This window comes from Brevibacillus sp. AF8 (assembly GCF_021270385.1).
Classification (GTDB): Bacteria; Bacillota; Bacilli; order Brevibacillales; family Brevibacillaceae; genus Brevibacillus.
The window spans coordinates 63,369-87,894 of sequence record NZ_JAGQDN010000020.1 but is presented as its reverse complement, the minus strand read 5'-3'; the positions used below and the strand labels follow the sequence as shown (position 1 = coordinate 87,894).

Sequence of the window (24,526 nt, the reverse complement as noted above, 5' to 3'; positions counted from 1 at the left end):
TCACTAGCTTGTCCATCGGAGGTTTAGTTCAATCCCCTAACAGGGGATTGTATATTAATCGAACAACTTGCTTACGGAAAGCTCTTCGTGAACACGAATGATTGCTTCACCAATGATTGGCGCTACGGAAAGAACGGTAATCTTATCGATAATTTGTTCTTCTGTCAGCGGAATCGAGTTGGTCACAATCAGTTCCTTGATCTTCGAGTTTGCAATACGCTCGATAGCAGGACCAGACAGAACTGGGTGCGTGCAGCATGCATATACTTCACGTGCGCCTGCTTCTACAAGTGCACTTGCAGCCAGTGTGATCGTTCCAGCGGTATCGATAATATCGTCGATGATGATCGCTGTTTTGCCTTCGATGTTCCCTACGATGTTCATTACTTCGGCTACGTTTGGTTCTGGGCGACGTTTGTCAATAATGGCAATAGGCGCTTCCAGACGTTCTGCCAATTTACGAGCACGGGTCACGCCACCGTGGTCTGGAGATACAACAACGATGTCTTTCAGACCTTTTTCAGAGAAGTGTTTACCCAAGATAGGCACACCCAGCAGATGATCTACCGGAATATCGAAGAAGCCTTGGATTTGTGTTGCGTGCAGATCCATCGTAATCACACGTTGTGCACCCGCTGTCTCGATCAGGTTCGCAACCAGCTTAGCCGTGATTGGATCGCGTGCACGTGCTTTACGATCTTGACGAGCATAACCGTAGTAAGGAATAACCACGTTGATACTCTTAGCCGAAGCGCGCTTCAATGCATCGACCATGACCAAAAGCTCCATCAGATGCTCATTAACGGGAGCAGATGTTGGCTGAATGACAAATACGTCACAACCGCGAACACTTTCATTGAGTTTGAGTTGGCATTCGCCATCACTAAAGCGCACTACTTGTGCGTTTCCGAGTGGTACGCCGATGTGTTCGGCGATTTCTTTTGCCAGTTCCGGGTTTGCGTTGCACGTAAATACCTTCAGTTTTGGGTCGCGGTAGTTAGCCATGATCTTCTCAAGAACCTCCCGTTATGATTGCTTTTTGCCCTTGCGAGGCATTTTGTTCGCGTAATCGATTTTATTTACTTGACGCTCACGTGCGATCGCAAGCGCATTATCTGGCACATCTTGATTAATGGTCGATCCTGCAGCTACATAAGCATTTTGTCCAACTGTAACTGGCGCAACCAGATTGCTGTTGCATCCGATGAATGCTCCATCTTTTACTGTTGTTTTATGCTTCACTGCCCCATCGTAGTTGACGGTAATCGTTCCACAGCCAATATTGACTCCGTCTCCGATTTCCGCATCTCCTACATAGCTGAGATGTGGAACCTTCGTACCGTCACCAATTTTCGCATTTTTCAATTCCACGAAATCACCGATTTTGGCATTGCTTCCAATCTGTGATCCTGGTCGAACATAAGCAAATGGCCCAACAGATGAGTTACTTTCGACACTCGAATCAACCATCACCGAGTAAGAAATGGTCACGCCACTCGCTACTTCTACGTTCGTCAGATCCGCTTGGGGCCCGATTACACAATCGGCTCCAATAGTTGTTTGTCCACGCAGGAAAGAACCTGGGTGAATCACGGTATCTGCCTCAATCTTCACATCAGTTTCGATGTACGTAGAAGTTGGGTCGATGATAGTCACACCATTTCGCATGTGACCAGTCATAATACGTTTTTTCATGTAGGCTTCTGCTTCCGATAGCTGCACACGATCGTTCACACCCATTGTTTCCTCCGGGTCAATCGCTTCGTATCCGACTACCTTTTCACCTGCATCACGCAAAATACCGACAACGTCTGTTACATAGTATTCGCCTTGTGCGTTGTCATTTTTCACTTCCGCCAAGGCTTTCCATAATTTTCGGTTGTCATAGCAGTATATGCCCGTATTAATTTCTCTGATCGCCCGTTCCGCTTCCGTAGCGTCTTTATGTTCCACGATTCGCAATACTTCGCCCGCCTCATTGCGCACGATACGCCCATAACCTGTTGCGTCAGGTAACACGGCGGTCAATACAGTTGCAGCCGCTTGCTGCTCCTCGTGATAGGTCAGCAAGGCCGACAACGTAGTCGCTGACAAGAGGGGAACGTCTCCATATAAAAGAAACGTAGTTCCTTCTTTATCCTGTAAAAACGGCGCTGCCTGCGAAACGGCATGTGCCGTCCCCAACTGTTCTTCTTGCAGAGCATAAGTGACGTCCTCGCCTAGCTTGGCACGGACAGCGTCAGCACCATGACCTACGACGACAACGATATCCTGAACCTGCATGGACGCCATCGTATCGACTACATGCTGAACCATAGGCTTTCCGCACACAGGGTGCAGGACTTTGTACAGCTTCGATTTCATCCGTGTACCCTGACCAGCAGCCAGAACCACGGCATGGATCTTAGACATGTCAACCCTCCATCGTAGAAGTTCCACAATGACTATATCCTAATTCATATGTGAATTTCAAGACAATCGATACAGGATTATGGTTGATTCCTTGCATTGCCAGTAGTTAGACATATGGCAGACAACATTTAATTTTCTGACAGAAATGTGATATATTGTTTGGCGAAAGGGGTTATTTGAAGGAGGTAGGATGAGATGAGCGCAGAGGTATACTTGCTGACTGGGTATTTAGGAAGCGGAAAAACCACCCTTTTGCAAAAGTGGCTGACTCATTTGCGCATCACAGACCAGAAAGTGGTCGTATTGATGAATGAAATGGGGGAGGAAGATATTGACGGGGAACAATTGCAGGGGTTTGGCTTTCCTGTCAAAAAAATGCTCGATGGCTGCATATGCTGCTCGATCAAGGGCGAGCTGACGGAGGGCTTGAAAGATATTATGAACGCCATTGCGCCAGACCGAATCCTCATCGAAACTACTGGTGTAGCCGATCCACTTGATGTCATCGATACGATTACCCATCCAGAGCTGTATGATCGACTGGAGTTAAAAGGGACCATTAGCGTTGTCGACGCCTCTCGCTTTCTGGACCTCAACTCACGATTCTCCTCGACTGCCACTCTGGTCAAAACAATTCGAAACCAAGTGCGTTACGCAGACCTGCTTCTGTTGAACAAAACCGATTTGACTAATCCTGATGTCGTAGAGCGGGTTCGTCAAAAGCTCAGTGAAATCAATCCGACTGCACCCATACACGCTACTGTTCAGGCAGAAATAGAAGTCTCCCGGCTTTTATCAGTCAAACGAACCGTTCATGAGCGACCGCTCGACAACGAGGAAAACCGCCCCATGGCCGTACAGAAAAGCATCGGCCGAATGTCAACGATGGACAGGCTCAAGCAATCCCTTGGCCTGAAAACAAGCCAACCCTCTCTCTACAATAGTATCGAAACGTTTTCCTATGTATTTACCGGACCCGTAGACGAGAAAAAATTCGAGGACTTTCTGTACGATCTCCCTAAAAACGTCTATCGGGCAAAAGGCTATGTCCAGTTCCACGGAAAGCCCGAGCTAATCTCGTTTCAACATACCGATAATCAGGTGCTCCTGTTTCCATTTGAAAATTTCGGGCCGAAGATGGTAGCTGTCTTCATCGGAGAAGGAATGGATCGAGAATTTATTTTGAACGATTTAAAAAAATGTTATGGTTAACGGACGCCGAAGCACCCTGCCGAAAGTGACAGGGTGCTTTGAGTATCAGGACTTTTTAAGCACCAGCTTCGATAGTGCTTTCTTCCTCTTGACCTACGCGGTCGTATTCTGTGAGAACTGCTGCCTGAATCTTTTCACGGGTAGTCGAAGAAATCGGATGTGCAATATCACGGAATTCTCCGTCTGGTGTACGCTTGCTCGGCATAGCTACAAACATACCATTGTTTCCGTCAATGACACGGATATCATGAACCACAAATTCATGGTCAATTGTAATGGATGCAATCGCTTTCATCCTACCATCCGTATTCACTCGGCGAAGTCTTACGTCTGTTACTTCCATCTAGTTCACTCCCTTTATCTATGTAACGCGTTTAGGATTATTTCCACCTGCTGGGTAAATATTCCTGCTTATCATTATGTAATTTTTGAAAAAATATATAAATATGTTTATATGTCATTTTTTGGAAACATTTTCTGCAAGTACAAAAACAGCCCAATGCGCGTGGCATCAGGCTGTTTTCCATTTTTTTCTATCCGATATAAGCTACGATTTCGATTTCGACTTTTACATCGCGCGGCAGTCGTGCCACTTCCACAGTGGAGCGAGCTGGCTTGTGATCGCCAAAATATTGGCCGTACACTTCGTTCAGTTGACCAAAATCATTCATGTCCTTGATAAATACAGTCGCTTTCACTACATTCGTCAGGTTGCCACCGGCTTCTGCCAGTACCGCTTGAATGTTGGAAAAAACCTGATGGGTTTGCTCCACGACGTCACCTTCTACCAAAGTGCCGTCTGCACGCAGCGGAATTTGACCGGATGCGAAAAGAAATGGACCTACCTTTGCAGCTTGGCTGTAAGGACCAATAGCGGCAGGAGCCTTGTCAGTTGAAACAAAAGAGATTGCCATACCTATCTACTCCCCTCTAATTTCAAAAAAACTGCCTAGCTCTATTTCAATTTGCTTGCCCTTGAAGTCTACATCCTGCAGTTTTGCAAGTGATACGTATTCATCTACCAAACGCTCAGAAACATCCGCTGTCGTTTCTACCAGTACGCCGCATCCCACTACGGTTGCACGGAATTCCTGCAACAAATCAATCATGCCCCGCAGCGTCCCGCCAGCTTTCATAAAGTCGTCCACAATGAGGACACGAGACTGCTCGGCCAAACCGCGGCGAGCGAGTGACATGGTTTGAATTCGTTTACTGGAACCAGATACATAGTTAATGCTCACTACTGAACCTTCCGTCACCTTGTTGTCACGGCGCACAATCACAACAGGCACATTCAAAAACATAGCCGTCGCATACGCAAGTGGAATCCCCTTTGTTTCCACCGTCATGACGACATCCACATTTTTATCCGCATAAGCGGTTGCAAAGAGCTTTCCGATCTTCGCCATCGTTTGTGGATTTCCGAGAATGTCGGACATGTACAAGTATCCACCTGGCAAAAGTCTCTCTGGATTAGCGAGTTGACCGATCAGTTCGCGCATGAAGTGAAGGGCCTCTTCCGTTTTGACCTGTGGAATATACTTCACTCCGCCTGCCGCTCCCGCCACCGTTTTCAACAAGCCTACCCCTTGGACTTCAAAAGCCTCTTTGATGATAGACAAGTCTTCACTGATGGATGATTTCGCTGCGCCGTATTGTTCCGCGAACAGAGTGAGAGGAGTCAGCGTATGGGGATGGGCGAGCAAGTGCTGCGTCATGTCAACCAGACGTGCACTTCTGCGCAATTTCTTCATGGCTCTTCCTCCAAAACCGAATATTATGCTGATAATGTATCATTTCCATACGGGTTTATGCAAGTATTTCCCCTTCTTTGGCGCCTAACATTCGGACAACAAACACATCTTTGACAAAACCTCGCAACGCATTGTAGATCCGATGTACTTTCGCTTCCTTTTGCACAAGAGCAAACACGGTAGGACCGCTGCCAGACATCAGGACACCGTCTGCCCCCGACGCGACCATGAGATCCTTGATCTGTCTTACTTGTGGATGGAGCGAGAGCGTGACATTCTCCAACACATTCCCAAGAGATTGGCACATGAGTGAAAAGTCTTGGGTCGCAATAGCTTGCAGCATTTGTTTGGTATCGGGATGATTATCGATCTGGGCCACACGCAGGTTTCCGTACACATCCGGGGTAGATACTCCGATAGGCGGCTTGGCTAGAATGACCCAGCACGGTGCAGGCGCTCCCAGATGCGCAATCTGTTCGCCACGCCCCGTCGCCAGTGCTGTTCCACCGTAAACGCAAAATGGCACATCAGAGCCAATCTCCGCTCCGATTTTAGCCAACTCATCTCTGGTCAACCCGAGATTCCATAATTGGTTCAAGCCGCGCAGTGTTGCCGCTGCATCACTGCTGCCACCTGCCAGTCCAGCCGCAACTGGTATTTGCTTGTCGATATACAAGTGTACGCCCTGGCGTACTTGAAATTTTTCTTTCATGAGCGTTGCCGCTTTATATGCATGGTTACGGATATCATCCGGTACGAAGCTGGCAGAACAGTCCAGCGTAATCTCACCATCTTCGCGTAGAGCCATGTCCACACGATCTGCCAAGTCTACGGTTGTCATCACCATTTCCACTTCGTGATAACCGTCCGGCCGTTTGGCAAGCACGTCGAGAGTCAAATTAATTTTGGCCGGAGCTTTGACCGAGATACGCACGTAATTCACCTCTGCCTACTTTCTAAATTTCCTAGTCTCTTATTGTAGCATAGGCAAACTCTCCCATGCCACTTGATCAATTAAAAAGAATAGGATCGAGATCATTATGGGTATTTCGAAAATTCAGCTCTCTTTACAGAAAAAAAAGCCGGGCTGCCCCGGCTTTGTCAACGAGTTTTATATGGTGAGAAACGTCCGTTCGATCAAACCCAAACGTTACAATCGCTTAGCGGCTAATGCTTCCTCAGCAAGCTGAACAGCGCGCTTGACCATGTTACCCGCGTCACGTGTCGTGATGCCTCCCCAACCCTCGGATTTTACCGTATCGTAAAACCCAAGCTCTTTGGCCAGTTCCATCTTTAACTGCTCTGACATCAGTCCTCGTCTGCGACCCATAGCACCCTCCTTCTCGTCGACAAGCTTAGTGTGCTCCATGCCGCTCATTTTATTGCCTCAACCAAATGTTCAGAGCTTTTCGATATAAAAAACAAAACAGTAGAACCCAAAAGGGCTCTACTGTTGTACAAATGTGATGCGGATGTGCTCGTTTTCGCGGCACACCGTCAATTCTACTGTTTCCGTCAAGATGTCAGCATAGCTGTAAGATACCCGCTCAAAGAGTTGATCGTCATCCAGCTTTACCACAAACACAGATGGGTAAGTTTCTTCGAGGATGCCACTACGTTCAACGGTTTTGCGGCGACCGCCATTAGCCTTCAGCAGGATGCGCTCACCAATGTGTCCGTCTAAACTACGTTTAATGTCAAGTAACGCGTTTCTTGCCATTGTTCCATCCACCTCGCTTACATCTATTATAACAGCTCCCTTATATTTTGTCAAAGAAATAAAAAATTATAGCAACCCTGCAGATATTTTGTCAACGGGGTTTTTTTCATAAAAAACGTAGATATTTGTCAAATGATATGCATAAAGGGCATAAATACGCAAAAACCCCCATTCTTGGGGGATCTCGCCCAAAAATAAGGGGGTCGTCTACACGATTTACGTAATCAGTCCGCGGCGCATACCTTCGTTCGCTAGGCGGGCAAATTCGTCCAAGCTGAGTGTTTCACCACGCCGGGTCGGATCGATCCCGATGTCATTGAGCATCTGTATTACTTCATCCTTTTGGGTTTTAGGAAACAGTCCGTTCATCAGGTTGTTCAACAATGTCTTACGGCGCTGCGCAAACGAGCTGCGTACCACTCGGAAAAACACATCCTGATCGTCTACTTCCACTGGCGGACGATCTCTTACCTTTAAGCGAATCACTGCTGAGTCGACATTCGGACGCGGGACAAACACACTTGCAGGCACAATCATCGCTACTTCTGTATCTGCATAGAATTGAGCTGCGACTGACAGAGAGCCATAGTCTTTCGTTCCTGGTTTGGCTGCAATTCTCTCTGCCACTTCCTTTTGAATCATAACCACGATGTTTTCGAGGGGCAATCTCTCTTCCAGCAGCTTCATCAGGATCGGTGTCGTCACATAGTAAGGCAAATTCGCCACTACGCTCAGCTTTTCCACTCCTGTCATCTTTTCTTCTATTAACTTCTTCAGATCCAGCTCCAGTACGTCCCCGTGAACGACTTCAATATTTTCATAGGGTGACAGCGTGTCCTGCAAAATAGGCAAAAGACGCTGGTCGATTTCGATCGCCATCACTTTTTTGGCTGCTCGTCCCAATTGCTCCGTCAGCGCACCGATACCGGGGCCAATTTCAATCGCTCCCTTTTCCTTGGTAAGGTCTGCTTCTGAAACAATGTTATGTAAAATATTGGTGTCTATCAGGAAGTTCTGACCCAGACTCTTCTTAAAAGCAAAGCCGTACTTCTCCACTATCTCTTTTGTGCGCGTAGGTGTGGCAATATCCTTGCCCGCTATTTGGGTCATGGCTTACTCCCTCTCTTTGTTGATGGCCGCAATGGCCGCTTCGAATTCTTCTCGACTGATTTGGAAAGCATTGAGTCGCTGCAGCATTTGCTTTGCGTTGGCGTATCCGATCCCCAATGCTTCTCCCAGCTTGATTCTGCGTTCTTTGGCATCTACTCCGGACGTCAGGCCATTTGCCAACAAATCGTCAGAGGTAATCTCTCCAGCCGTTTCCGCCATTTCGGTACGCACTTCTGAGAGCGCACGAATAATCACGTCAGGTGTCGCGTTTTCGACGCCGATGTCGCCCTTTTTGGTCCCATCCTCCTGGGTAATAAATGCGTGCTTGCAGCCTGGAACCGACTTGCTGATAATTTTTCGGATGCGCTCCCCTTGATAATCAGGGTCTGTGAAAATAATAACACCGCGTTTTTGTTGCGCCAGCCTGATTTTTTCAATCGTTCTTTTATGAATGGCAGAACCGCCAGTTTCAATCGTATCGGCATTAACCGCACGCTTGATTGCTGCGGTATCGTCTCGACCTTCCACCACGATGACTTCCTTGATCTTCATCATGTGCCTCCACTTTCGTACAAAGTCGGTACGATACTAGTGTTCCAAAAAAACCGTACCTCAAGCAAAAAATACATGAAACATTTGGTAAAACAGGATCGTCTAACTAACAAACAGCTTATCATAATAACCTTGGAGGAAACAGAAGAACAGGAGCAATCGCTCCTGTCCTAAGGCTTCTGTGGTCCAATGATATATACAGTTTTGTTTCGCTTGCGACCGAATTTCCTCGCCTCGGACTCCGTGCCTACGAATACGTCGATTTTGCCACCTTTCATGGCGCCACCCGTATCTTCAGCTCGACGATACCCAACACCTTCAATGTACACCCACCATCCATACGGAATGACTTTAGGATCTACAGCGATTGTGTGACCTGCCTTGGCTTTTACCCCTGTCGATGTGCGTCCATATCCTGGAGAGCTTGGGTGTTTGCCACCTCCCGAAGGAGTATATGCAGTCAGGGTAACCCCGTTCAGTACTTTTTTCGGCCTAAACACTTTTCCACCACGCGAGACCGGACCCGCTGCAGAAGCAACCAGGACCCGATCTGGCTGACCCTTTTTCTGCAACATTGGGACTGCGGTACCCACGGCTACGACATTATCTTTCTTCGGTACAAGTACATCTCTTTTGACCAGATCACGGGAGACTTCTTTTCCATCTTCCATGATCAGCTTGTAGTGTGCAATTGCCTTACCTTCTTGCCCGCTTTGTAATACGCGGGTTTTACCTTTTTCCAGCGCTGGATCATTTTTGCGTATTTCTTGAAAGGTGACTCGCTCATCGACTTTTACCATTTTCTCAACAACCCGCTTTACGCTGATCGAGGAGTCCTTAGTAAGTGTAGCGGTCAATGCCGGTTCTACCCGGTCCTTCTCACCTAGCACGATGCCGCCGTCCTTCAACGCACCAGCAACATCACGACTAAGTGTCTCTATCGTTTTTTTCTGCCCGTCAACCTGGACTGGTATGGACCAGGTTGTATATAAAGTAATGAGTGCTCCGTCTTTTAGCTTCGTCTCTAGTGTCGGTTGAAGGGAATCCTTTTCCGTTACCGTAATGTTTCGCTCGGTTAAGAACTGCTCAACGGTCTTGGCTTTTGTAGCGACCGTCTTGCTTTCTCCGTCCAACGAAAAAGTGACCTGTTTTGGCTGAGTAGCCTGGGCAGAGAAATAGCCAATCATGGGAACGAGCACAAGAGCAAGGCAGCCAAACATGACTAGCCCACGATTCTTATACCTTTCCCATATCGCGCGTAACTCCATTTCCCACACTCCTTTTCCTAGAAAAGCACAAGGCTCTTCTTGTCTAGCCAGGTAAGGGTCGATGTAATTGCACTAATATTCTGGAAGTGGCCGGTACTTCACAAGGTCGGCTTTGATTGTATTTCACTTTCTCGGCTTTGTCAAATTTACCCTCCCTTTTGGCTGAAGAGATAATGGTATCAGACTAGCAAAATAGGCTTGGCGAATGGTAGCAGAAACCTGTCGAGAAGCCATGTCGGATGGACAATAATCGTTCGACACATTGTTCATCGTATGCTTCGACAAAATGGAGTAGAACCTGGTTACTTCACACAAAAAAACGGGAAATCACGTGATCAATCGTGATTTCCCGTTTTTATTAACCATTCATGCGAAAAAGACGTCTTGCGTTGTCTGCAGTAATTTGCGCCATTTCCTCGTAAGACAAACCATGAATGTTCGCCATTTCCTCACAGACGTAACGCACATATCCACTCTCATTTCGCTTTCCACGGAAAGGATGCGGAGTGAGATACGGGCAATCCGTCTCTATCAACAGCTTATCTAGCGGTACCTTCGCCGCTACTTCTTTTGGCTGCTTGGCATTTTTGAACGTAAGCGGACCACCGAACGAAATATAAAAATTCATATCGAGTGCCTGCTTCGCTGTTTCCCAGCTGCCAGAGAAGCAGTGCATGATTCCGCCAACATCTGCTGCCTTCTCTTCCTTCAGAATCGTCAAAACGTCATGGTGCGCATCGCGATTGTGGATGATGATCGGCATGTCGAGCTTGCGAGCCAGACGAATCTGCTTCCGGAATACTTCTGCCTGCACATCACGTGGCGACGTATCCCAGTAGTAGTCCAAGCCCATTTCACCCAAGCCCACTACTTTTGGATCACGACTGAGTTCCTCGATCCATTCCAGGTGTTCGTCTGTCATGTCCTTGGCGTCTTGTGGATGCCAACCGATAACGGCGTAAATAAAGTCATACGCATGAGCCAAATCCATGCAGCTTGGAATTGTTTCAGCGTTGAATCCGATGTTCACAATCGTACTGACGCCATTTTCTTGCGCACGAGCAATGACCTCAGCACGATCCTCATCGAATTCCTTCGCATTTAGATGAGCATGGGTTTCAAATAACAAGATGGGTCCTTCCTTTCCTTGCCCTCGTTACTTCACGATTGCTCCGTTTGGCATACTTGGGTCAACAGTTGCAAGTGTCAACTGATCTCCTGCCGATGCTGCCAAGATCATTCCTTGAGACAGCTCACCGCGAAGCTTCACTGGCTTCAGGTTGGCTACGAGGATCACTTTTTTGCCAACCATATCTTCTGGGGAGTAGTATTTTGCGATACCAGAAACAACCTGGCGCTTCTCGTAGCCGAGATCCAATTGCAGAACCAACAATTTGTCTGCATTTGGATGCTTGGCACATTCCACTACCTGTGCGACGCGCAGCTCTACTTTTCCAAAATCGTCGATGCTGATTTCTTCTTTTGCATCAGCTGGCTTGTCAGTTGCTGCTTCTGTTTGGTTGGTGTTTGTTTCACTCACAGGTGCTTCCCCTTTCAAAGCTGCTTGCTTTTTCTTGTTTTCCTCCGCTTGGCGACGTGCTTCTGCTGTCGAATCGTCGATGAAAGCCAGTTCCGCTTGAACATCCAGACGAGGGAAGAGTAGTTCCTTGCGGCTAACGGTGCTTCCAGCAGGCAATCCACCCCATACACTTGCAGATTCCCAGCTCGTTGCTTCTTCATTGCCCAAAATACCCAGTTGGTCCCAAATTTTCGCTGGGGCTTTGGTCATGAACGGTTGGATCAGCACGGAGCTGATGCGGATGCTTTCCACCAAATTGTACATAACGGTTGCCAAGCGACCTTTGGTTTCTTCGGATTTTGCCAAATTCCAAGGCATGGTCTCGTCGATGTATTTGTTTGTACGTCCCACCAGTTCCCAAATGTGAGCCAGTGCATTGGAGAAGCGCATTTCTTCCATGTGCTCTTCCACCAACGCCTTCGTTTTCATCGCAAGGCCGATCAGGCTGTCATCCGGCTCTCCTGCATCCTGTGGAGCTGGAACGATACCATCGAAATATTTCTCAATCATCGTAGCGGTACGGCTCAGCAGGTTTCCGATGTCATTAGCCAAGTCGTAGTTCAGGCGCTGTACGAACGATTCTGGCGTGAAGATGCCATCCTGACCGAAGTTGATTTCACGAAGCAGGAAGTAGCGAACGCCGTCAGAACCGTAACGGTCGATCAAAACCTTCGGGTCAATGACATTCCCCTTGGATTTCGACATTTTTCCATCTGGCATCAGAAGCCAGCCATGACCAAAAATTTGCTTTGGCAACGGAATATCCAGTGCCATCAACAGGATTGGCCAATAGATCGTATGGAAGCGCAAAATGTCTTTTCCAACCATATGAACATTGGCTGGCCAGAAATTACGGTATTTGCTGTCGTCTTCGGACAAATAGCCGAGAGCAGAAATATAGTTCGTCAATGCATCGATCCATACGTAAATGACGTGCTCTGGATCGCTCGGCACCTTGATTCCCCAGTCAAATGTACTGCGGGATACGGACAAATCCTGGAGGCCTGGCTTCAGGAAGTTATTGATCATTTCGTTGCGGCGGCTCTCCGGTTGAATAAATTCAGGGTTTGCTTCGATGTGTGCAAGCAGTCTGTCCTGATACTTGGACATGCGGAAGAAGTAGTTTTTCTCCTTCACTTTTTTCACTTCGCGACCACAGTCCGGGCAAGCATATCCGTTGTCTGTTTTCGCTTGGGTTTCTGTCCAGAAAGCTTCGCAAGGCACACAGTAGAAGCCCTCGTACTCACCCAAATAAATATCACCTTGGTCGAGCAGACGCTGGAACACTTTTTGTACGACTTCTTTATGACGAGGCTCAGTGGTACGGATGAAATCGTCATAAGAGATGTCCAGCTTTTGCCATAGGTCCTTTACCCAATCGACAATCGGGTCGATGAATTCGAGTGGTTGTTTGCCATCCTCGGCTGCACGCTCTTGGAGCTTTTGACCATGCTCATCTGTCCCTGTCAGGTAATACACATCATAGCCGCGCAAACGCTTATAACGAGCCATGGCATCACACGCGATTGTGGTGTAAGCGTTACCGATGTGGAGTTTGTTACTTGGATAGTAGATCGGTGTTGTGATGTAATAAGTAGGTTTCATTGCAACTATTCCCCTCCTGTTTGCGTTTATTAAAATAAGGAAAAGCCCGCCCCAAAAAAATTGGGGCGAGCTCTATCTCGCGGTACCACCCAAATACTCCGTCCCCTCACGGAAAACGGACTTGGTGAGTCAAAACATGACTCTACCCGTAACGTGGGCATACGTCACAAACTACTAAGGTACGGTCAATGCCGTTACTGTTCATCTGCAAGACTCAGGGGCCATGTTCAGCTTGCTCGCTTATACCGGTTTTCAGCTACCCCGGCTCTCTGAAATAAGGAGGATCGGCTTACTCTTCCCATCATGGTCGTTTGGTATCATTTGCTGCATTTATCCTCTATTGTACACGACCAACCTGTTTTGTAAACATCCTCGGCAAGCCCATTTTCCTAAGGAATTTTATCGCTGGCTTCATACCAACTTTACAAATTACCAGCAGAAAAGAGAAAACTTGGAGTTTTTGTCGAATTGCCATGTTGCGTTTCGACATTCATCGACTTATTCGACACCAATACTCCCAGTAAATTTTATCCATAAAAATTTCCATATCGCTGCCAACATTTTGAGAAACACCGATTTAACAGCATTTTCGTTTTGAAAAAACATTTTGCTTTTCAAGGAATTGTCAAAATCATGTTGACACCTTTGGGAATGGCTGGTATGATAATCCCAACAGAAAATGTCGAATATTGACGATAAATGATGAGCGTATAACAATAGCATCGACATATACAGACTTTTGGGAGGAGATTTTAACTATGATGAAATCAACCGGTATCGTTCGCAAAGTAGATGAATTGGGTCGTGTTGTTATTCCAATCGAATTGCGCCGCACTTTGGGTATCGCTGAGAAAGATGCTTTGGAAATCTACGTTGACGGAGAGCGCATCATCCTGAAAAAGTATGAGCCTGCATGTATCTTCTGTGGAAACGCTGATAAGGTATCTCACTTTAAAGGTAAAATTGTGTGCCAAGATTGTCTGACAGAAATGCCTGTTAAACGCTAATTTCATTTGATTACATAAACATGCCTTTGTGGGACGAGCCTACAAAGGCTTTTTGTTTGCTATTTTTTCTTCAGCAGCGCTCGGAAGAAGTACAGCCTGGGCACATACAAATCAGAATAGACCACATCAGCTGGCATTTCAAAGGATACGTCGCCAGAAAACTGCAATCCAACCTCCACCAAAACTTGCTGCAGTCGCGCTAAATTGATCAGCGGGTAATCAAATGTGAGTACAAGCTGCCCATCGTCTTTTAACACTCTATGAAATTCGCGAAATGCTTCCACCATAATCGGGTCTTCAAGATGCTCGAGAACAGAGATGCAAAATACAGTATCAAACTTTTGATCCGAGTACGGCAAGTAAGTCAAATTTGCTCGACAATAATAAATACCATCAAAATAATGCGCAGGCAAGCTATCTGCTACTCTTTTCCCAAATATGTCCACAATATCTTGATAGATCGCTTCCTTAGACAGTATCCGATTATCGAGATCACAAGCGTGTACTTCTCGACAATGATCGGCCAAATAAAATTTGAATGGGTGGCAGATCCCGCATGCCGAATCAAGTACAACGTCATTCGGCCTGGCAAACTGTTTGGCCCAGGCATATTCGTACGGTCTACTGTTCCATGTAACCGGCAGCGTAAAAATAAAATGATCGTCTTTTTCATCTGTTTTCACAATAAAACGAGAATCACGAATACTCACAGCTGATTCCCCCCTTCCCTTCCTTCCGAAAACACCCTCAGCGCCCCTTACCATCGTATTCACCTGCCACGTCGAGATGACGAAAAGAAAAAAGCCGACCGTATCGGCCAGCTTTGCTCCCTCTTTAACTTTTATTCACGATGATATTCGTTGTAAACATCTCGCTTGGATACGTTTCGATCATCGGCTGCTTGCTTGATGGCTTCCTTTTTCCCCATGCCTTGTGCGCAGTAATGATCCACGTGTTCCACAATACTTAGCGACTGCCACCAGGTATCATCGACTTCCGCTTCCAGCGGACCGGTGTTCCCTTCGACAATCACACAAAATTCACCACGCACCTCGCCGCTTCTAAGCCATTCCAATAGCTCATCCAACGTCCCACGCACAAATTCCTCGTAACGCTTTGTCAGTTCTCTTGCCAGGACAGCTCGTCGATTCCCCCACGCTTCCCGCATGGCAGCAAGCGTCTTTTCCACCCGATGGGGAGCTTCATAAAAAATCAGCGTTTCAGGATATCGTTTCAGTCGCTCCAGCTCTTCGCGTCTTTCTTTGTTTTCGCGTCCCATAAATCCGCAAAATACAAAGCGATCCGTAGGAAGACCGGAAGCAATCAAAGCTGTTAACGCCGCATTGGCACCTGGAACGGGGATGACAGAAAATCCCGCTGCGGTCGCATCTCGTACCAGCTCCGCACCCGGGTCGGAAATAGCGGGCAAGCCAGCGTCGCTTACCAAAGCAATCTTCTTGCCCTCGGCAAGCCACTGCAGCAACCCATTCCCACTTGCTTCCTTATTATGCTCGTGATAGCTGACCGTACGTTTTTCAATTTGAAAATGGTTTAGCAGCTTTCTCGTCTGGCGCGTATCTTCACACGCGATGACATCGACTTCACGCAACGTATTTAGGCACCGCACCGTGATATCATCGAGATTGCCAATGGGTGTAGCCACCAAATAAAGGACTCCTGCTTCTTCTGACGCAAAACTGCGTTGCACATTCATTCGGAGGCCCCTCCAATCAATTCTTCTTTTTTCTTGCGCGTTAATCGTTTGATGCTCTCTTCACGCTTGAGACCCCAGGAACGGTCTGCTCCTTCTTCCCAATAGAGCAGCTCCACTGGCCCGCGGCCTCTCGTATACTTGGCACCCTTTCCTTCATTATGAGCAGCCAAGCGACGGATCAGCTCTGTCGTATATCCGGTGTAGAGTGTCCCATCCGCACAAGAGAGGATGTAGACATAATGACTCTTACTCGAGGGAATCTCGTCTGCCATAATAGATTTCCTGTAGTTCTTCACAGTATTGCTCTCCATTTTCATACACAATCAGCGGCGGCTGAATTCTCAGCTCCGGCTTTCCACCCCTTATTCCCTCGATCAGAACCATATTTGGCTCTGCTTCCCTGCGCGGATAAACCAGGCGCATCCGTTTCGGCTCGATGCCGTATTGGCGCATAAGCGAAATGATGTCGATCAAACGTGTGGATCGATGCACGAGCGCCAGCTTCCCGCCATTTTTTAGCAGTTGGCTCCCCACGCGAATGACATCTTCCAAGGACAGCATAATCTCATGACGGGCAATCGCAAAGTGCTCACTGATGTTTTTCTCCCCACTGGTCGCAGGCATATACGGCGGATTGCATGTGATCAAATCGTACTTCCCATGCCCGAACAGCGACACCGCATCCTTCACATCGCCGTGATGCATCGTAATTCGTTCGTTCAAGCCATTCAATGTCACATTGCGGCTCGCCATACTGAACAAACGCTCTTGAATTTCGATTCCATCAAAACTGGCTTCTGGCGTACGCGTGGTCATAATGAGCGGTATAGCCCCATTGCCCGTGCACATATCCAATACTTTTCCGCGCTTCGGCACAGATGCGAATCGCGCCAAAAGAACAGCGTCCATCGAGAAACAAAACACTTCGTGGCTCTGGATTATTTTCATTTCATGTGTCAATAAATCATCGATGCGCTCTGTTTCATAAAGCGGCACGTTGGTGACAGGTTCCATCTGTGGCTCGTACTCCCTTTTGTTCTTGTCTTATTATTCCTATCCGGAAAAAAGCGACCTGACACGTGGCCCAGGTCGCTTTTTCATGTGGTGCTGGTTACTCACCGCTTATTTTTGAGGGCCGCCGCTCAGGAATGAGAGACAGAACAGGCAATCCCCTTCTTTTCGCAGGCTGCCGAAATGCACATTGCAGATATGAAATCCTTCCGCGTACAAACGGGCGAGGTTGTCATATCCTTCTCCGACCACTGCCTTTTTGGCTTTTTCCTTCGCGACAGGGCTTGTTCCCTTTTGTTTTGGTTGGGAGCCGGTCTTCTTCCTGTCTAGTCGGTTGCGAAGGTGCTGGTTTTCAACGAGTAATTGGGCGTTTTCCTCCATCAAAACAACGATGACGTCTTTCAGTTCACCAATTTCCTTATAAAGGTCGCCAATACGTTCTTCAATGCTCGCCATCTTGACGAAGATTTCCCGTTTGTCCACTAGCTCACCTCTCCCCTACCCCCACACTTTATTCAAAGGTGGGGAGACCTATCGCAATCTCATCCAATCCGAACTCGGTGACGCGTTTGTCGATTGAAAGCTCTACTTGGACAGATTGGTCAAGTACGTTTACGGAAACGACTCGTCCATTCCCCATCGGGGTGTTGACCATTTTGCCGATGTCCGGCATCTCATCCTTCGAGCTTTCATAGTTGTCGTTCTCGTATTTTAAACAGCACATCAGCCGGCCGCACAGACCAGAGATTTTGGCTGGATTCAACGAAAGATTTTGGTCCTTGGCCATTTTGATCGAGACAGGCTCGAAATCGCCGAGGAACGTCGAACAGCAAAGCAACCTGCCACAAGGCCCGATCCCGCCAAGCATTTTGGCTTCGTCACGCACACCGATCTGGCGAAGCTCAATCCGGGTGCGGAATACGGAGGCGAGGTCTTTTACCAGCTCACGGAAATCAACCCTGCCGTCAGCGGTAAAATAAAAAATAATCTTGTTGCGGTCGAACGTGTATTCCACATCGACCAGCTTCATATCGAGCTTGTGCTCTTTGATCTTCGTCTGACATACAGCAAAAGCATTCTTGGCGGCTTGCTTGTTTTCGTCCACCTGTTTTGCATCTCGCTCGTCTGCCATCCGAATGACTTTTTTCAGCGGCAATACGACATCAGACTCAGCCACTTCTTTTTTGCCAATGACGACCTTGCCAAATTCGACCCCTCGCGCCGTTTCAACGATGACGGTGCAGTCTTGCTCAATCGGCAGTCGGTCAGGGTCGAAGTAATATATTTTGCCCGCTTTCTTAAAGCGGACCCCAACAACCTCGTACAAGGGTTATCCCTCCTGGAATTGAAGAACCAACCGCTCAAGAGCCAACTGTGCGTTGGCATTTCGCTCTATCCGATTTTTCGTCTCCATGACCAAATCTATCCCACGCAAGAGCTCAGCTTTTGTCCATACCAGTGCTTGTCCTTGCAGCACATCCTGTTGGTCGCTGTTAATGAGATGGGCATGCCTGCCTACTTGCAAATACAGGATATCGCGCAGCCAAAGGATGAGCAAATCTAAAAAGAGGGGTAGTTCCTCTTTACTTTTGTCGCTCTTTTGCAACATATCATGGATCGTTAAGAGTGCAGATGAATTGCGCTGTTTGCACTCCTGCACCAATTGTATCACTAGATTTCTTAGCTGTGCAAACGATTCTGATTGGCTGAGTGTCATGGCTTCTTCCACATTTGTCGTAATGTGGGAAGCAACCTGCGCCATTCCCGCCAAAACGCCCTCCGCACGCAGCTTTTCCGCAATCGATTCTGCAGAAAGTGGTGAAAATTGAACGATTTGGCATCGCGATAAAATCGTAGGAAGAATCGCATGGCTGTGCTCTGTCAAAAGAAGTGCCAGTACACCAGCGGGCGGTTCCTCCAGAAACTTGAGCAGACTGTTGGCAGCCTGTGTCGTCATTTTATCGACGTGCTCGATGATATATACCTTGCGTGACGATTCGACGGCGCGCATCGCCATTTCTTTTTGCAGCGAACGGATCTGATCGATCTTAATCGAAGCCCCATCAGGCGTAATAAACAACACATCCGGGTGATTGCCACCCTCTATGCGCCTGCATGTAACACAGGCCCCGCAGGCGTCTGCCTCCCTTTCCGTACAAAAAAGGGACTTCGCCAGATGCAGGGCCATCTGCTTTTTACCTGAACCTTTGGGACCCGCCAGCAAGTAGGCGTGTGCCAATCGTTCGTTGCGCAAACTATGATACAGCAGTTCCTGTGCTCGTGGCTGCTGAGAAAAACGGGTCCATGTCATGATGGTTTCACACCCACTAAAAATACAAATTGATCAACATGCCGCGGATTTCGCCAATCCTGGCTAACAAATCAATCGTTGGTGCCTGCTCGCTCAAGAGCTCATCTGTCAGTTTGAGCAGCTCTGCATCCACCTCTTTGACGATTTTATACAGCCTGCTGCGGCCACGCCGATTCATTCCTCGTCTGTCATCTAAGGCTATGCCGAACTTCACAGCTTCTTCCATGAACTGCTTGACGAGATTTTTATAAGCATAGAAGTCACGAACGGCCCGGGAACGAGCAAGAATCTGTCCCTGCCTGTCTATGTCTGTCAGTAGCCGGGTAAGCTTCTCCTGAGACATGCGTTCGTCTTCTCCTTGAATCATCGTGCCAAAATTCAGCTTTTCCAGTTGAGGATTCTTGCGTGAATCCGTCGTTTTGATCAAGTCCAGTTTAGGCCGTAACCCATCACTGATTTTCATATCGCCACCTCCGTCGCCCGATCCAATACAAGGTTTGTCCCCGTGAGATCAAGTATATACGAAAGTTGCGAAAAAAGAGAGAAGGAACCACGTTAAAATGAGTGGAACTCTCCGACATCCAATACGAATACTGCCGCTCCACCCACCTGTACCTCCAACGGATATGGCATGAACGAGTCTACAGCATTGCTGAGTGGAGAGACGGGAGTGACCATTTGTTTGCGGGATTTGCAATTATGCGCAATGATGTCGATTACTTCCGGCACGCTTTCGTCAGACGTACCGATCAAAAAAGTTGTGTTACCGGCGCGTAAAAAGCTACCCGTACTAGCCAGCTTCGTAGCACGAAAACCTTTTTTCACCAGTTGCTGAGACAGACGACCACTATCTTTATCTTGGACGACCGCAACTACCATTTTCATCGGCTATCACCCTTTCTCCCATGATCCATTCCCAATTTGGCTTCTTCATTGTATGAAAAACACGTAGGCTTGGTACGTTATTTCGCTTAAACATATTATACAGCATGTACATCATCCTGCGGTACAGGGAACCTTACAGCCTTTACAATCTGTCTAGCAGTGCCTGTAGGGCAGATTGATATACTTGTTCCATCGGCTGCTCGGCATCAATCACGACAAAGCGCTCTGGGTCGCGTTCCATGACCAGCTGATACCCTTCCCGAACAAGCTCATGGAAACGCATCCCTTCCAGATCAAGACGATTTACTTCTCGTCCACGGGAGGCATTAATCCGTGCCAATCCTGTTTCGGGCTGTACATCAAAGAACAAAGTCAATTCCGGCATGCAGTCACCGACAGCAAATCGGTTAATCTGGTAGACAGCATCAATGCCCAATCCCCGCGCATGTCCTTGATAGGCGAGACTACTGTCGATAAAACGGTCGCACAGTACCAGCTTGCCCTCTGCCAAAGCAGGTAACACCTTTTCCGCCAAATGCTGGCCACGTGCTGCCGCATACAAGAGAGCCTCTGTTCTTTCATCCATCTGCGTGTGGGCCGGATTTAAAATAATTTCCCGAATTTTTTCGGCGATATCAATTCCACCGGGCTCACGAGTCAAAAGTACATCGACTCCCCGCGTTTTCAGCTCTTCGTACAGCTTGGCGATGACGGTGGATTTCCCAGCCCCTTCTCCGCCTTCTATTGTAATAAATCGGCCTTTTTTTCCTGTTGCCACTTCCATACTCCTTCCACCCCTGTTGTAGCAGGCCAGTTGCTTTGATTATCGTAAGACCTGTATCGTTTGTAGCTGGTCGTCCTGTACGCCATGGAATCGGGTTTGTCCTCTCGCCAATTCCTTTAGCATCGCCAGACTTTCTTCATCGATCCGCTCGCCTGGCACCAGCACCGGAATCCCTGGGGGATATGGAATCACCATCTCTGCCACAATGCGTCCAAGAGCCTGCTCCAAAAGAATCGACTCCCTCGGGCAGTCAACGGCTTCATGCATCGGCAATGCCTGCTCGCGCAAATAATGGGAAGACACGACTCCCGTCAAAAGAATGCGCTCCTCCCCCGGTTCTACTTGTGGCGCCATCGATTCAAGCAATCTCCACAAAGCTTCCAGGTCACGGGAGGTTGTCCCTGTCGAGGCTGCGAGGAGCACATGAGAGTCATCCGCCAGCTCCGAGAAAATCCCGTGCTTTTCCATCCATTTTTGCAACTCAAATCCACTAAATTGGGCCGTTCGCAAATGGAAAAACAGCTTCAGCGGGTCAAGCGTAGCGTATACGCTGTTCGTGGACAGCCGCGGCCAATCCAGCCAGTCCAGTCGATCAAGTCGCTCCCGAAACTTGTCCAAAAGCGGCAACAACCTGTTCCATTCCTCAGTCGCCTCCAACACCAGATGACGTCTGGCTACATCGAGTGAAGCCATCAGCACATAGGACGGGCTGGAAGATTGAAGCATGGCGAGATGGCGGAACAACCGCTCACGATCAATTCGCTCTCCCTGAATATGCAGCATCGAGGACATCGTCATTGCCGTTCCCATTTTGTGTGTCGATTGGACCGAAGCATCCGCACCTTCCTGCATGGCAGAACGAGGAAAGGCAGGATGGAACCCGTAGTGGGCACCGTGGGCTTCGTCTATCAAAAGCGGTACGTCAAACCGGTGGACCGTAGCCGCCATTTTCGCCAAATCGATACCCATTCCATAGTAGGTAGGATTCGTCAAAAAAACTGCCTTGGCATCGGGGTGTGCAAGCAGCGCACGCTCTACATCTTCGCGCCTTACACCCGCAGCGACTCCTGTTGCCAGATCGACGGCAGGTACTAAAAAGATCGGGGTTGCTCTGGCCATCATAATGCCGTTGAATACAGACTTATGGCAATTGCGTTGTACGAGTATCTTGTCACCCGGTCTGCATACCGTCATGATGAGGGCGATATTTCCTACTGTACTTCCTCCGATCAAAAACTTGGTCTGTTCCGCATGGAAGGCTTGCGCCGCCAAATCCTGCGCTTCTGCAATGACACCCTGTGGCTGATGCAGGTCATCTGTCCCGCTAATCTCCGTTACGTCCAGCTCCAAGATGTCTTGAAAGCGATTTTTCGCATGGTTGTCAAAGCTATGGCCCATTTTATGTCCTGGCACATGAAACGGATGCGGCCGATGCTTGGCGTGCCGTTCAAGCTGTTCATAAAGGGGCGCACGCTTTTGTCGCTCCCGAAATTCAACATCTCTCTCCAACACGCGCGACTCACGTCCTTTATTTTTATTCCCCTATTTTAGCATGATTTGGACACGCATGAATCCAGCAAAAAAAAGACACCGGAATGCACCGATGCCTTCTTTCTTCACGCATCTTTTCGCAACCAAATGCGTCTCATCTGATGAATAAAAAACGGGTACTTTTCATCCTGTACATCGGTATTGACCATTTCCTGTTCGCACCGTTGACAGATAAACTGCTCACAAATGGCGATTCCGTCATTCTGCTCCTGTTCACAGACGATACATCGCTGAGCAACTTTTTCCATAGTGAAAACGCCTGCCCTTTTCCTCAATATACCAACCATTATACCCCATTATAATCAGCATCATTCCCAAATGTTCGTGTTTTCGCCGATAGCTCGGTAGGCTTGGAAGTAGGACCGGGCTTCCTGCACAGGGAAGCAAGCTGCAGCATCAATGACATAGGAATGCCTCATTCTGTCAACTAGCTCTGATAACGGCAGCTCTGCAATGGTCGTTCCTGCGGCATTCCCGATCACGAGCAAATCCGCATCCTTTACAGCTTCCTGCCACGAATCGTATAGCGTCCAACCCGCCCTCCTTTTGTTCGGAATTGGCTTGTCCTCTCCCGTGTACACCGCAACGTCTTTTTCAGCCAACCAGTCAGAAGGCATATGCTCCCATAGCGAATCCTCTCCCCAAAGTACGATCCGCTGTATATTGGCTTTTTGTAGAATGAGCCTGCATTCTTTTTCAAGCCATCGAACGATGAGGGAAGAGTCTTGGCGGGAGGGGTAGAGCCAGCCGTGACCGATTCGTTTGTCCATACCGAGCGCGCGACTGACTTGGTGCAGAGAAATTCCTTTCTCATCGCAGCTTGTACCAAGTTCGATGTAAAACTGCTCCTTCCACGCAAAATAGGCAGGGAATTGCCGAAGTGCTTCATCCACCTCGCGCATCCCGCATACCATCGTCACCAGTGAGTAGCGAGCGAGCTGCTTACAGAGGAACCGCATCCATCTCCCAGTAGGTTCCCCTCCAAGCAAAGCACGCTCGTGGGTAAATAACGCCATGCGAATGACCTCGTACTCCCCGGTGTGCTCGTATTGGGTATGCAGGGTATTCGCCCAGTCGTATGGCACGTCGCTTCCGTAAACAAGTGCGAGCCATGGCCCCGTTCCCAGCTGTTGCATCCTTTCCTGCAAAAGCTTGCCATCACTCTCTTTTGTCAGCAGAAATCCATTGGCGCCTTCATCTTCTTGTACGGCTTCCCCGCCGCAAACAATCATCTCTATTCCACACGCTCCTAGCTCATTTCCGAATCTGGCTACGACCTCCTCTGAAATGACCCATAGCTTCACGCTCTCTTCCCTCCTCCTCACGCCCTAACCAATCAGATCCCCTATCATTCCTTTTATCCTGCCCATAACAAAAAACCGTCAGTCTAATCAGGCTAGACAAACGGCTTATTTCATTCGTTGTATGAGCTTTCTCAAGATTTGCGACTGTGCGATAATGGAAACGCAGACTTTCAATCATCCAGACCGCTGTAAAAGGAAGTGACTTCTCATGAAGGAAACCGCCGCCCATACGATCTATAGCTACAAGCTGCTCTATCGTTTTCGCTGGCGATTCGTCGGCTACCTTTTTCAACTCTTGTTAATAGGCTTGTCCCTTATTTGGCACTCATTCATGCTACAAGTCCCCGCTTATACGCTGATTGTGACGTTAGCGATTCTACCCGTGATACCGATCTGTCATTTGGTCTTATTTCGACTGTATGCCCTTCTGCGCAGCCATAAGCCAAAGACAACTGCCGATATGCTCGTCTCTCCGTGGTGGGGGGCAGGCTATCCTCTTCCCATCCCGCTCTCTGTCTATCGGGGAAGTGAGCTGACGGTAATCGTGGGAAGTATGGCGATAGCAGCCGGGGCTTATGTGTGGCTTTCGGAAGGATACGGGCTCACCTTGATCACCGGAACGTTGATCGTCGCGCTGCCACGCCTTCTCGCCCTCCTTGCTTCCTTTCGCCAGCCAAGTCGTAGCCGTGTGAAATACGAGGATCGCGGCGTTGCTTTTTTGCTTACCGATGGATAACCGAATCGATA

29 protein-coding genes and 1 other annotated feature are annotated in these 24,526 nt (G+C 48.3%); of the genes, 3 read left to right on the top strand and 26 right to left on the bottom strand.

Annotated features, from left to right (window positions below):
• Positions 1-54 precede the first annotated feature (54 nt).
• A complete protein-coding gene (locus tag KB186_RS22195) occupies positions 55-1,005 on the bottom strand; it encodes a ribose-phosphate diphosphokinase (RefSeq protein WP_007726399.1) in 951 nt (316 codons plus the stop codon).
• A gap of 21 nt (positions 1,006-1,026) precedes the next feature.
• Positions 1,027-2,412 carry a bifunctional UDP-N-acetylglucosamine diphosphorylase/glucosamine-1-phosphate N-acetyltransferase GlmU gene (gene glmU / locus KB186_RS22190; RefSeq protein WP_173612097.1) on the bottom strand — a complete coding sequence of 462 codons (1,386 nt, stop codon included), beginning with the start codon at positions 2,410-2,412 and terminating at the stop codon, positions 1,027-1,029.
• Positions 2,413-2,607: 195 nt separating this feature from the next.
• Between glmU and KB186_RS22185 the strand changes: the two genes are divergently transcribed.
• Positions 2,608-3,624 (top strand): CobW family GTP-binding protein, encoded by a 1,017-nt coding sequence (locus tag KB186_RS22185; protein WP_221868232.1) that lies wholly within the window; start codon positions 2,608-2,610, stop codon positions 3,622-3,624.
• A 55-nt stretch (positions 3,625-3,679) separates the two neighbouring features.
• On the opposite strand, the gene spoVG is transcribed toward KB186_RS22185, so the two are convergent.
• The 11 genes from spoVG to metG all read right to left on the bottom strand — a co-directional run bounded on the left by spoVG (position 3,680) and on the right by metG (position 13,212).
• Positions 3,680-3,967 (bottom strand): septation regulator SpoVG, encoded by a 288-nt coding sequence (gene spoVG / locus KB186_RS22180; protein ID WP_007719936.1) that lies wholly within the window; start codon positions 3,965-3,967, stop codon positions 3,680-3,682.
• Positions 3,968-4,157: 190 nt separating this feature from the next.
• The gene (locus tag KB186_RS22175; protein WP_047074468.1) at positions 4,158-4,538 is read right to left on the bottom strand and encodes a RidA family protein; all 381 of its coding nucleotides are present in this window, start codon (positions 4,536-4,538) and stop codon (positions 4,158-4,160) included.
• A 6-nt stretch (positions 4,539-4,544) separates the two neighbouring features.
• Positions 4,545-5,378: a pur operon repressor gene (gene purR, locus KB186_RS22170; RefSeq protein ID WP_173612099.1), complete on the bottom strand. Its 834-nt coding sequence runs from the start codon at positions 5,376-5,378 to the stop codon at positions 4,545-4,547.
• A 55-nt stretch (positions 5,379-5,433) separates the two neighbouring features.
• The gene (gene ispE, locus KB186_RS22165; protein WP_232774382.1) at positions 5,434-6,312 is read right to left on the bottom strand and encodes a 4-(cytidine 5'-diphospho)-2-C-methyl-D-erythritol kinase; all 879 of its coding nucleotides are present in this window, start codon (positions 6,310-6,312) and stop codon (positions 5,434-5,436) included.
• Positions 6,313-6,528: 216 nt separating this feature from the next.
• Positions 6,529-6,708 carry a small, acid-soluble spore protein, alpha/beta type gene (locus tag KB186_RS22160; protein WP_173612100.1) on the bottom strand — a complete coding sequence of 60 codons (180 nt, stop codon included), beginning with the start codon at positions 6,706-6,708 and terminating at the stop codon, positions 6,529-6,531.
• 117 nt (positions 6,709-6,825) lie between these two features.
• A complete protein-coding gene (gene veg, locus KB186_RS22155) occupies positions 6,826-7,098 on the bottom strand; it encodes a biofilm formation stimulator Veg (protein ID WP_005830485.1) in 273 nt (90 codons plus the stop codon).
• 216 nt (positions 7,099-7,314) lie between these two features.
• Positions 7,315-8,208 carry a 16S rRNA (adenine(1518)-N(6)/adenine(1519)-N(6))-dimethyltransferase RsmA gene (gene rsmA / locus KB186_RS22150; RefSeq protein WP_173612101.1) on the bottom strand — a complete coding sequence of 298 codons (894 nt, stop codon included), beginning with the start codon at positions 8,206-8,208 and terminating at the stop codon, positions 7,315-7,317.
• 3 nt (positions 8,209-8,211) lie between these two features.
• Positions 8,212-8,760 carry a ribonuclease M5 gene (rnmV, locus tag KB186_RS22145; protein ID WP_173612168.1) on the bottom strand — a complete coding sequence of 183 codons (549 nt, stop codon included), beginning with the start codon at positions 8,758-8,760 and terminating at the stop codon, positions 8,212-8,214.
• Positions 8,761-8,930: 170 nt separating this feature from the next.
• Positions 8,931-10,028: a resuscitation-promoting factor gene (locus KB186_RS22140; RefSeq protein WP_232774381.1), complete on the bottom strand. Its 1,098-nt coding sequence runs from the start codon at positions 10,026-10,028 to the stop codon at positions 8,931-8,933.
• Positions 10,029-10,386: 358 nt separating this feature from the next.
• Positions 10,387-11,157, bottom strand: coding sequence for a TatD family hydrolase (locus tag KB186_RS22135; RefSeq protein ID WP_173612103.1), 771 nt, complete (start codon positions 11,155-11,157; stop codon positions 10,387-10,389).
• Between the two features lie 27 nt (positions 11,158-11,184).
• On the bottom strand, positions 11,185-13,212 hold the full coding sequence (gene metG / locus KB186_RS22130; RefSeq protein ID WP_232774380.1) for a methionine--tRNA ligase: 2,028 nt from the start codon (positions 13,210-13,212) through the stop codon (positions 11,185-11,187).
• Positions 13,213-13,270: 58 nt separating this feature from the next.
• Positions 13,271-13,526: a binding site (T-box leader), on the bottom strand.
• A gap of 444 nt (positions 13,527-13,970) precedes the next feature.
• Here metG and KB186_RS22125 point away from each other — a divergent pair.
• Positions 13,971-14,219, top strand: a complete 249-nt coding sequence (locus tag KB186_RS22125; RefSeq protein ID WP_007719913.1) for an AbrB/MazE/SpoVT family DNA-binding domain-containing protein — start codon at positions 13,971-13,973, stop codon at positions 14,217-14,219.
• 59 nt (positions 14,220-14,278) lie between these two features.
• On the opposite strand, the gene KB186_RS22120 is transcribed toward KB186_RS22125, so the two are convergent.
• The 13 genes from KB186_RS22120 to KB186_RS22060 form a co-directional block, all read right to left on the bottom strand.
• Positions 14,279-14,929, bottom strand: a complete 651-nt coding sequence (locus tag KB186_RS22120; RefSeq protein WP_232774379.1) for a class I SAM-dependent methyltransferase — start codon at positions 14,927-14,929, stop codon at positions 14,279-14,281.
• Positions 14,930-15,060: 131 nt separating this feature from the next.
• Positions 15,061-15,933, bottom strand: a complete 873-nt coding sequence (rsmI, locus tag KB186_RS22115; RefSeq protein WP_173612106.1) for a 16S rRNA (cytidine(1402)-2'-O)-methyltransferase — start codon at positions 15,931-15,933, stop codon at positions 15,061-15,063.
• Positions 15,930-16,205 carry a GIY-YIG nuclease family protein gene (locus KB186_RS22110; RefSeq protein ID WP_007719905.1) on the bottom strand — a complete coding sequence of 92 codons (276 nt, stop codon included), beginning with the start codon at positions 16,203-16,205 and terminating at the stop codon, positions 15,930-15,932. Before KB186_RS22110 ends, rsmI begins: the two co-directional genes overlap by 4 nt.
• Positions 16,180-16,947, bottom strand: a complete 768-nt coding sequence (locus tag KB186_RS22105) for a tRNA1(Val) (adenine(37)-N6)-methyltransferase (RefSeq protein WP_173612107.1) — start codon at positions 16,945-16,947, stop codon at positions 16,180-16,182. The genes KB186_RS22110 and KB186_RS22105 overlap by 26 nt, the downstream gene beginning before the upstream one ends.
• Before the next feature lie 108 nt (positions 16,948-17,055).
• Complete coding sequence (gene yabA / locus KB186_RS22100) at positions 17,056-17,427, bottom strand: DNA replication initiation control protein YabA (protein ID WP_173605680.1); 372 nt, start codon at positions 17,425-17,427, stop codon at positions 17,056-17,058.
• Between the two features lie 28 nt (positions 17,428-17,455).
• On the bottom strand, positions 17,456-18,271 hold the full coding sequence (locus tag KB186_RS22095; protein ID WP_173612108.1) for a PSP1 domain-containing protein: 816 nt from the start codon (positions 18,269-18,271) through the stop codon (positions 17,456-17,458).
• 3 nt (positions 18,272-18,274) lie between these two features.
• Positions 18,275-19,255, bottom strand: coding sequence for a DNA polymerase III subunit delta' (gene holB, locus KB186_RS22090; protein ID WP_056495967.1), 981 nt, complete (start codon positions 19,253-19,255; stop codon positions 18,275-18,277).
• Between the two features lie 16 nt (positions 19,256-19,271).
• Positions 19,272-19,718: a YaaR family protein gene (locus tag KB186_RS22085; protein WP_007719898.1), complete on the bottom strand. Its 447-nt coding sequence runs from the start codon at positions 19,716-19,718 to the stop codon at positions 19,272-19,274.
• A gap of 92 nt (positions 19,719-19,810) precedes the next feature.
• The gene (locus KB186_RS22080) at positions 19,811-20,140 is read right to left on the bottom strand and encodes a cyclic-di-AMP receptor (RefSeq protein ID WP_007719896.1); all 330 of its coding nucleotides are present in this window, start codon (positions 20,138-20,140) and stop codon (positions 19,811-19,813) included.
• Between the two features lie 142 nt (positions 20,141-20,282).
• Positions 20,283-20,924 carry a dTMP kinase gene (gene tmk, locus KB186_RS22075; RefSeq protein ID WP_012683854.1) on the bottom strand — a complete coding sequence of 214 codons (642 nt, stop codon included), beginning with the start codon at positions 20,922-20,924 and terminating at the stop codon, positions 20,283-20,285.
• A gap of 39 nt (positions 20,925-20,963) precedes the next feature.
• Complete coding sequence (locus KB186_RS22070) at positions 20,964-22,436, bottom strand: aminotransferase class I/II-fold pyridoxal phosphate-dependent enzyme (RefSeq protein WP_232774378.1); 1,473 nt, start codon at positions 22,434-22,436, stop codon at positions 20,964-20,966.
• 104 nt (positions 22,437-22,540) lie between these two features.
• The gene (locus KB186_RS22065) at positions 22,541-22,723 is read right to left on the bottom strand and encodes a sigma factor G inhibitor Gin (protein ID WP_007719893.1); all 183 of its coding nucleotides are present in this window, start codon (positions 22,721-22,723) and stop codon (positions 22,541-22,543) included.
• A gap of 60 nt (positions 22,724-22,783) precedes the next feature.
• Complete coding sequence (locus KB186_RS22060) at positions 22,784-23,779, bottom strand: hypothetical protein (protein ID WP_232774377.1); 996 nt, start codon at positions 23,777-23,779, stop codon at positions 22,784-22,786.
• Positions 23,780-23,987: 208 nt separating this feature from the next.
• Between KB186_RS22060 and KB186_RS22055 the strand changes: the two genes are divergently transcribed.
• Positions 23,988-24,515: a hypothetical protein gene (locus tag KB186_RS22055; protein ID WP_173612112.1), complete on the top strand. Its 528-nt coding sequence runs from the start codon at positions 23,988-23,990 to the stop codon at positions 24,513-24,515.
• Positions 24,516-24,526: the final 11 nt, after the last annotated feature.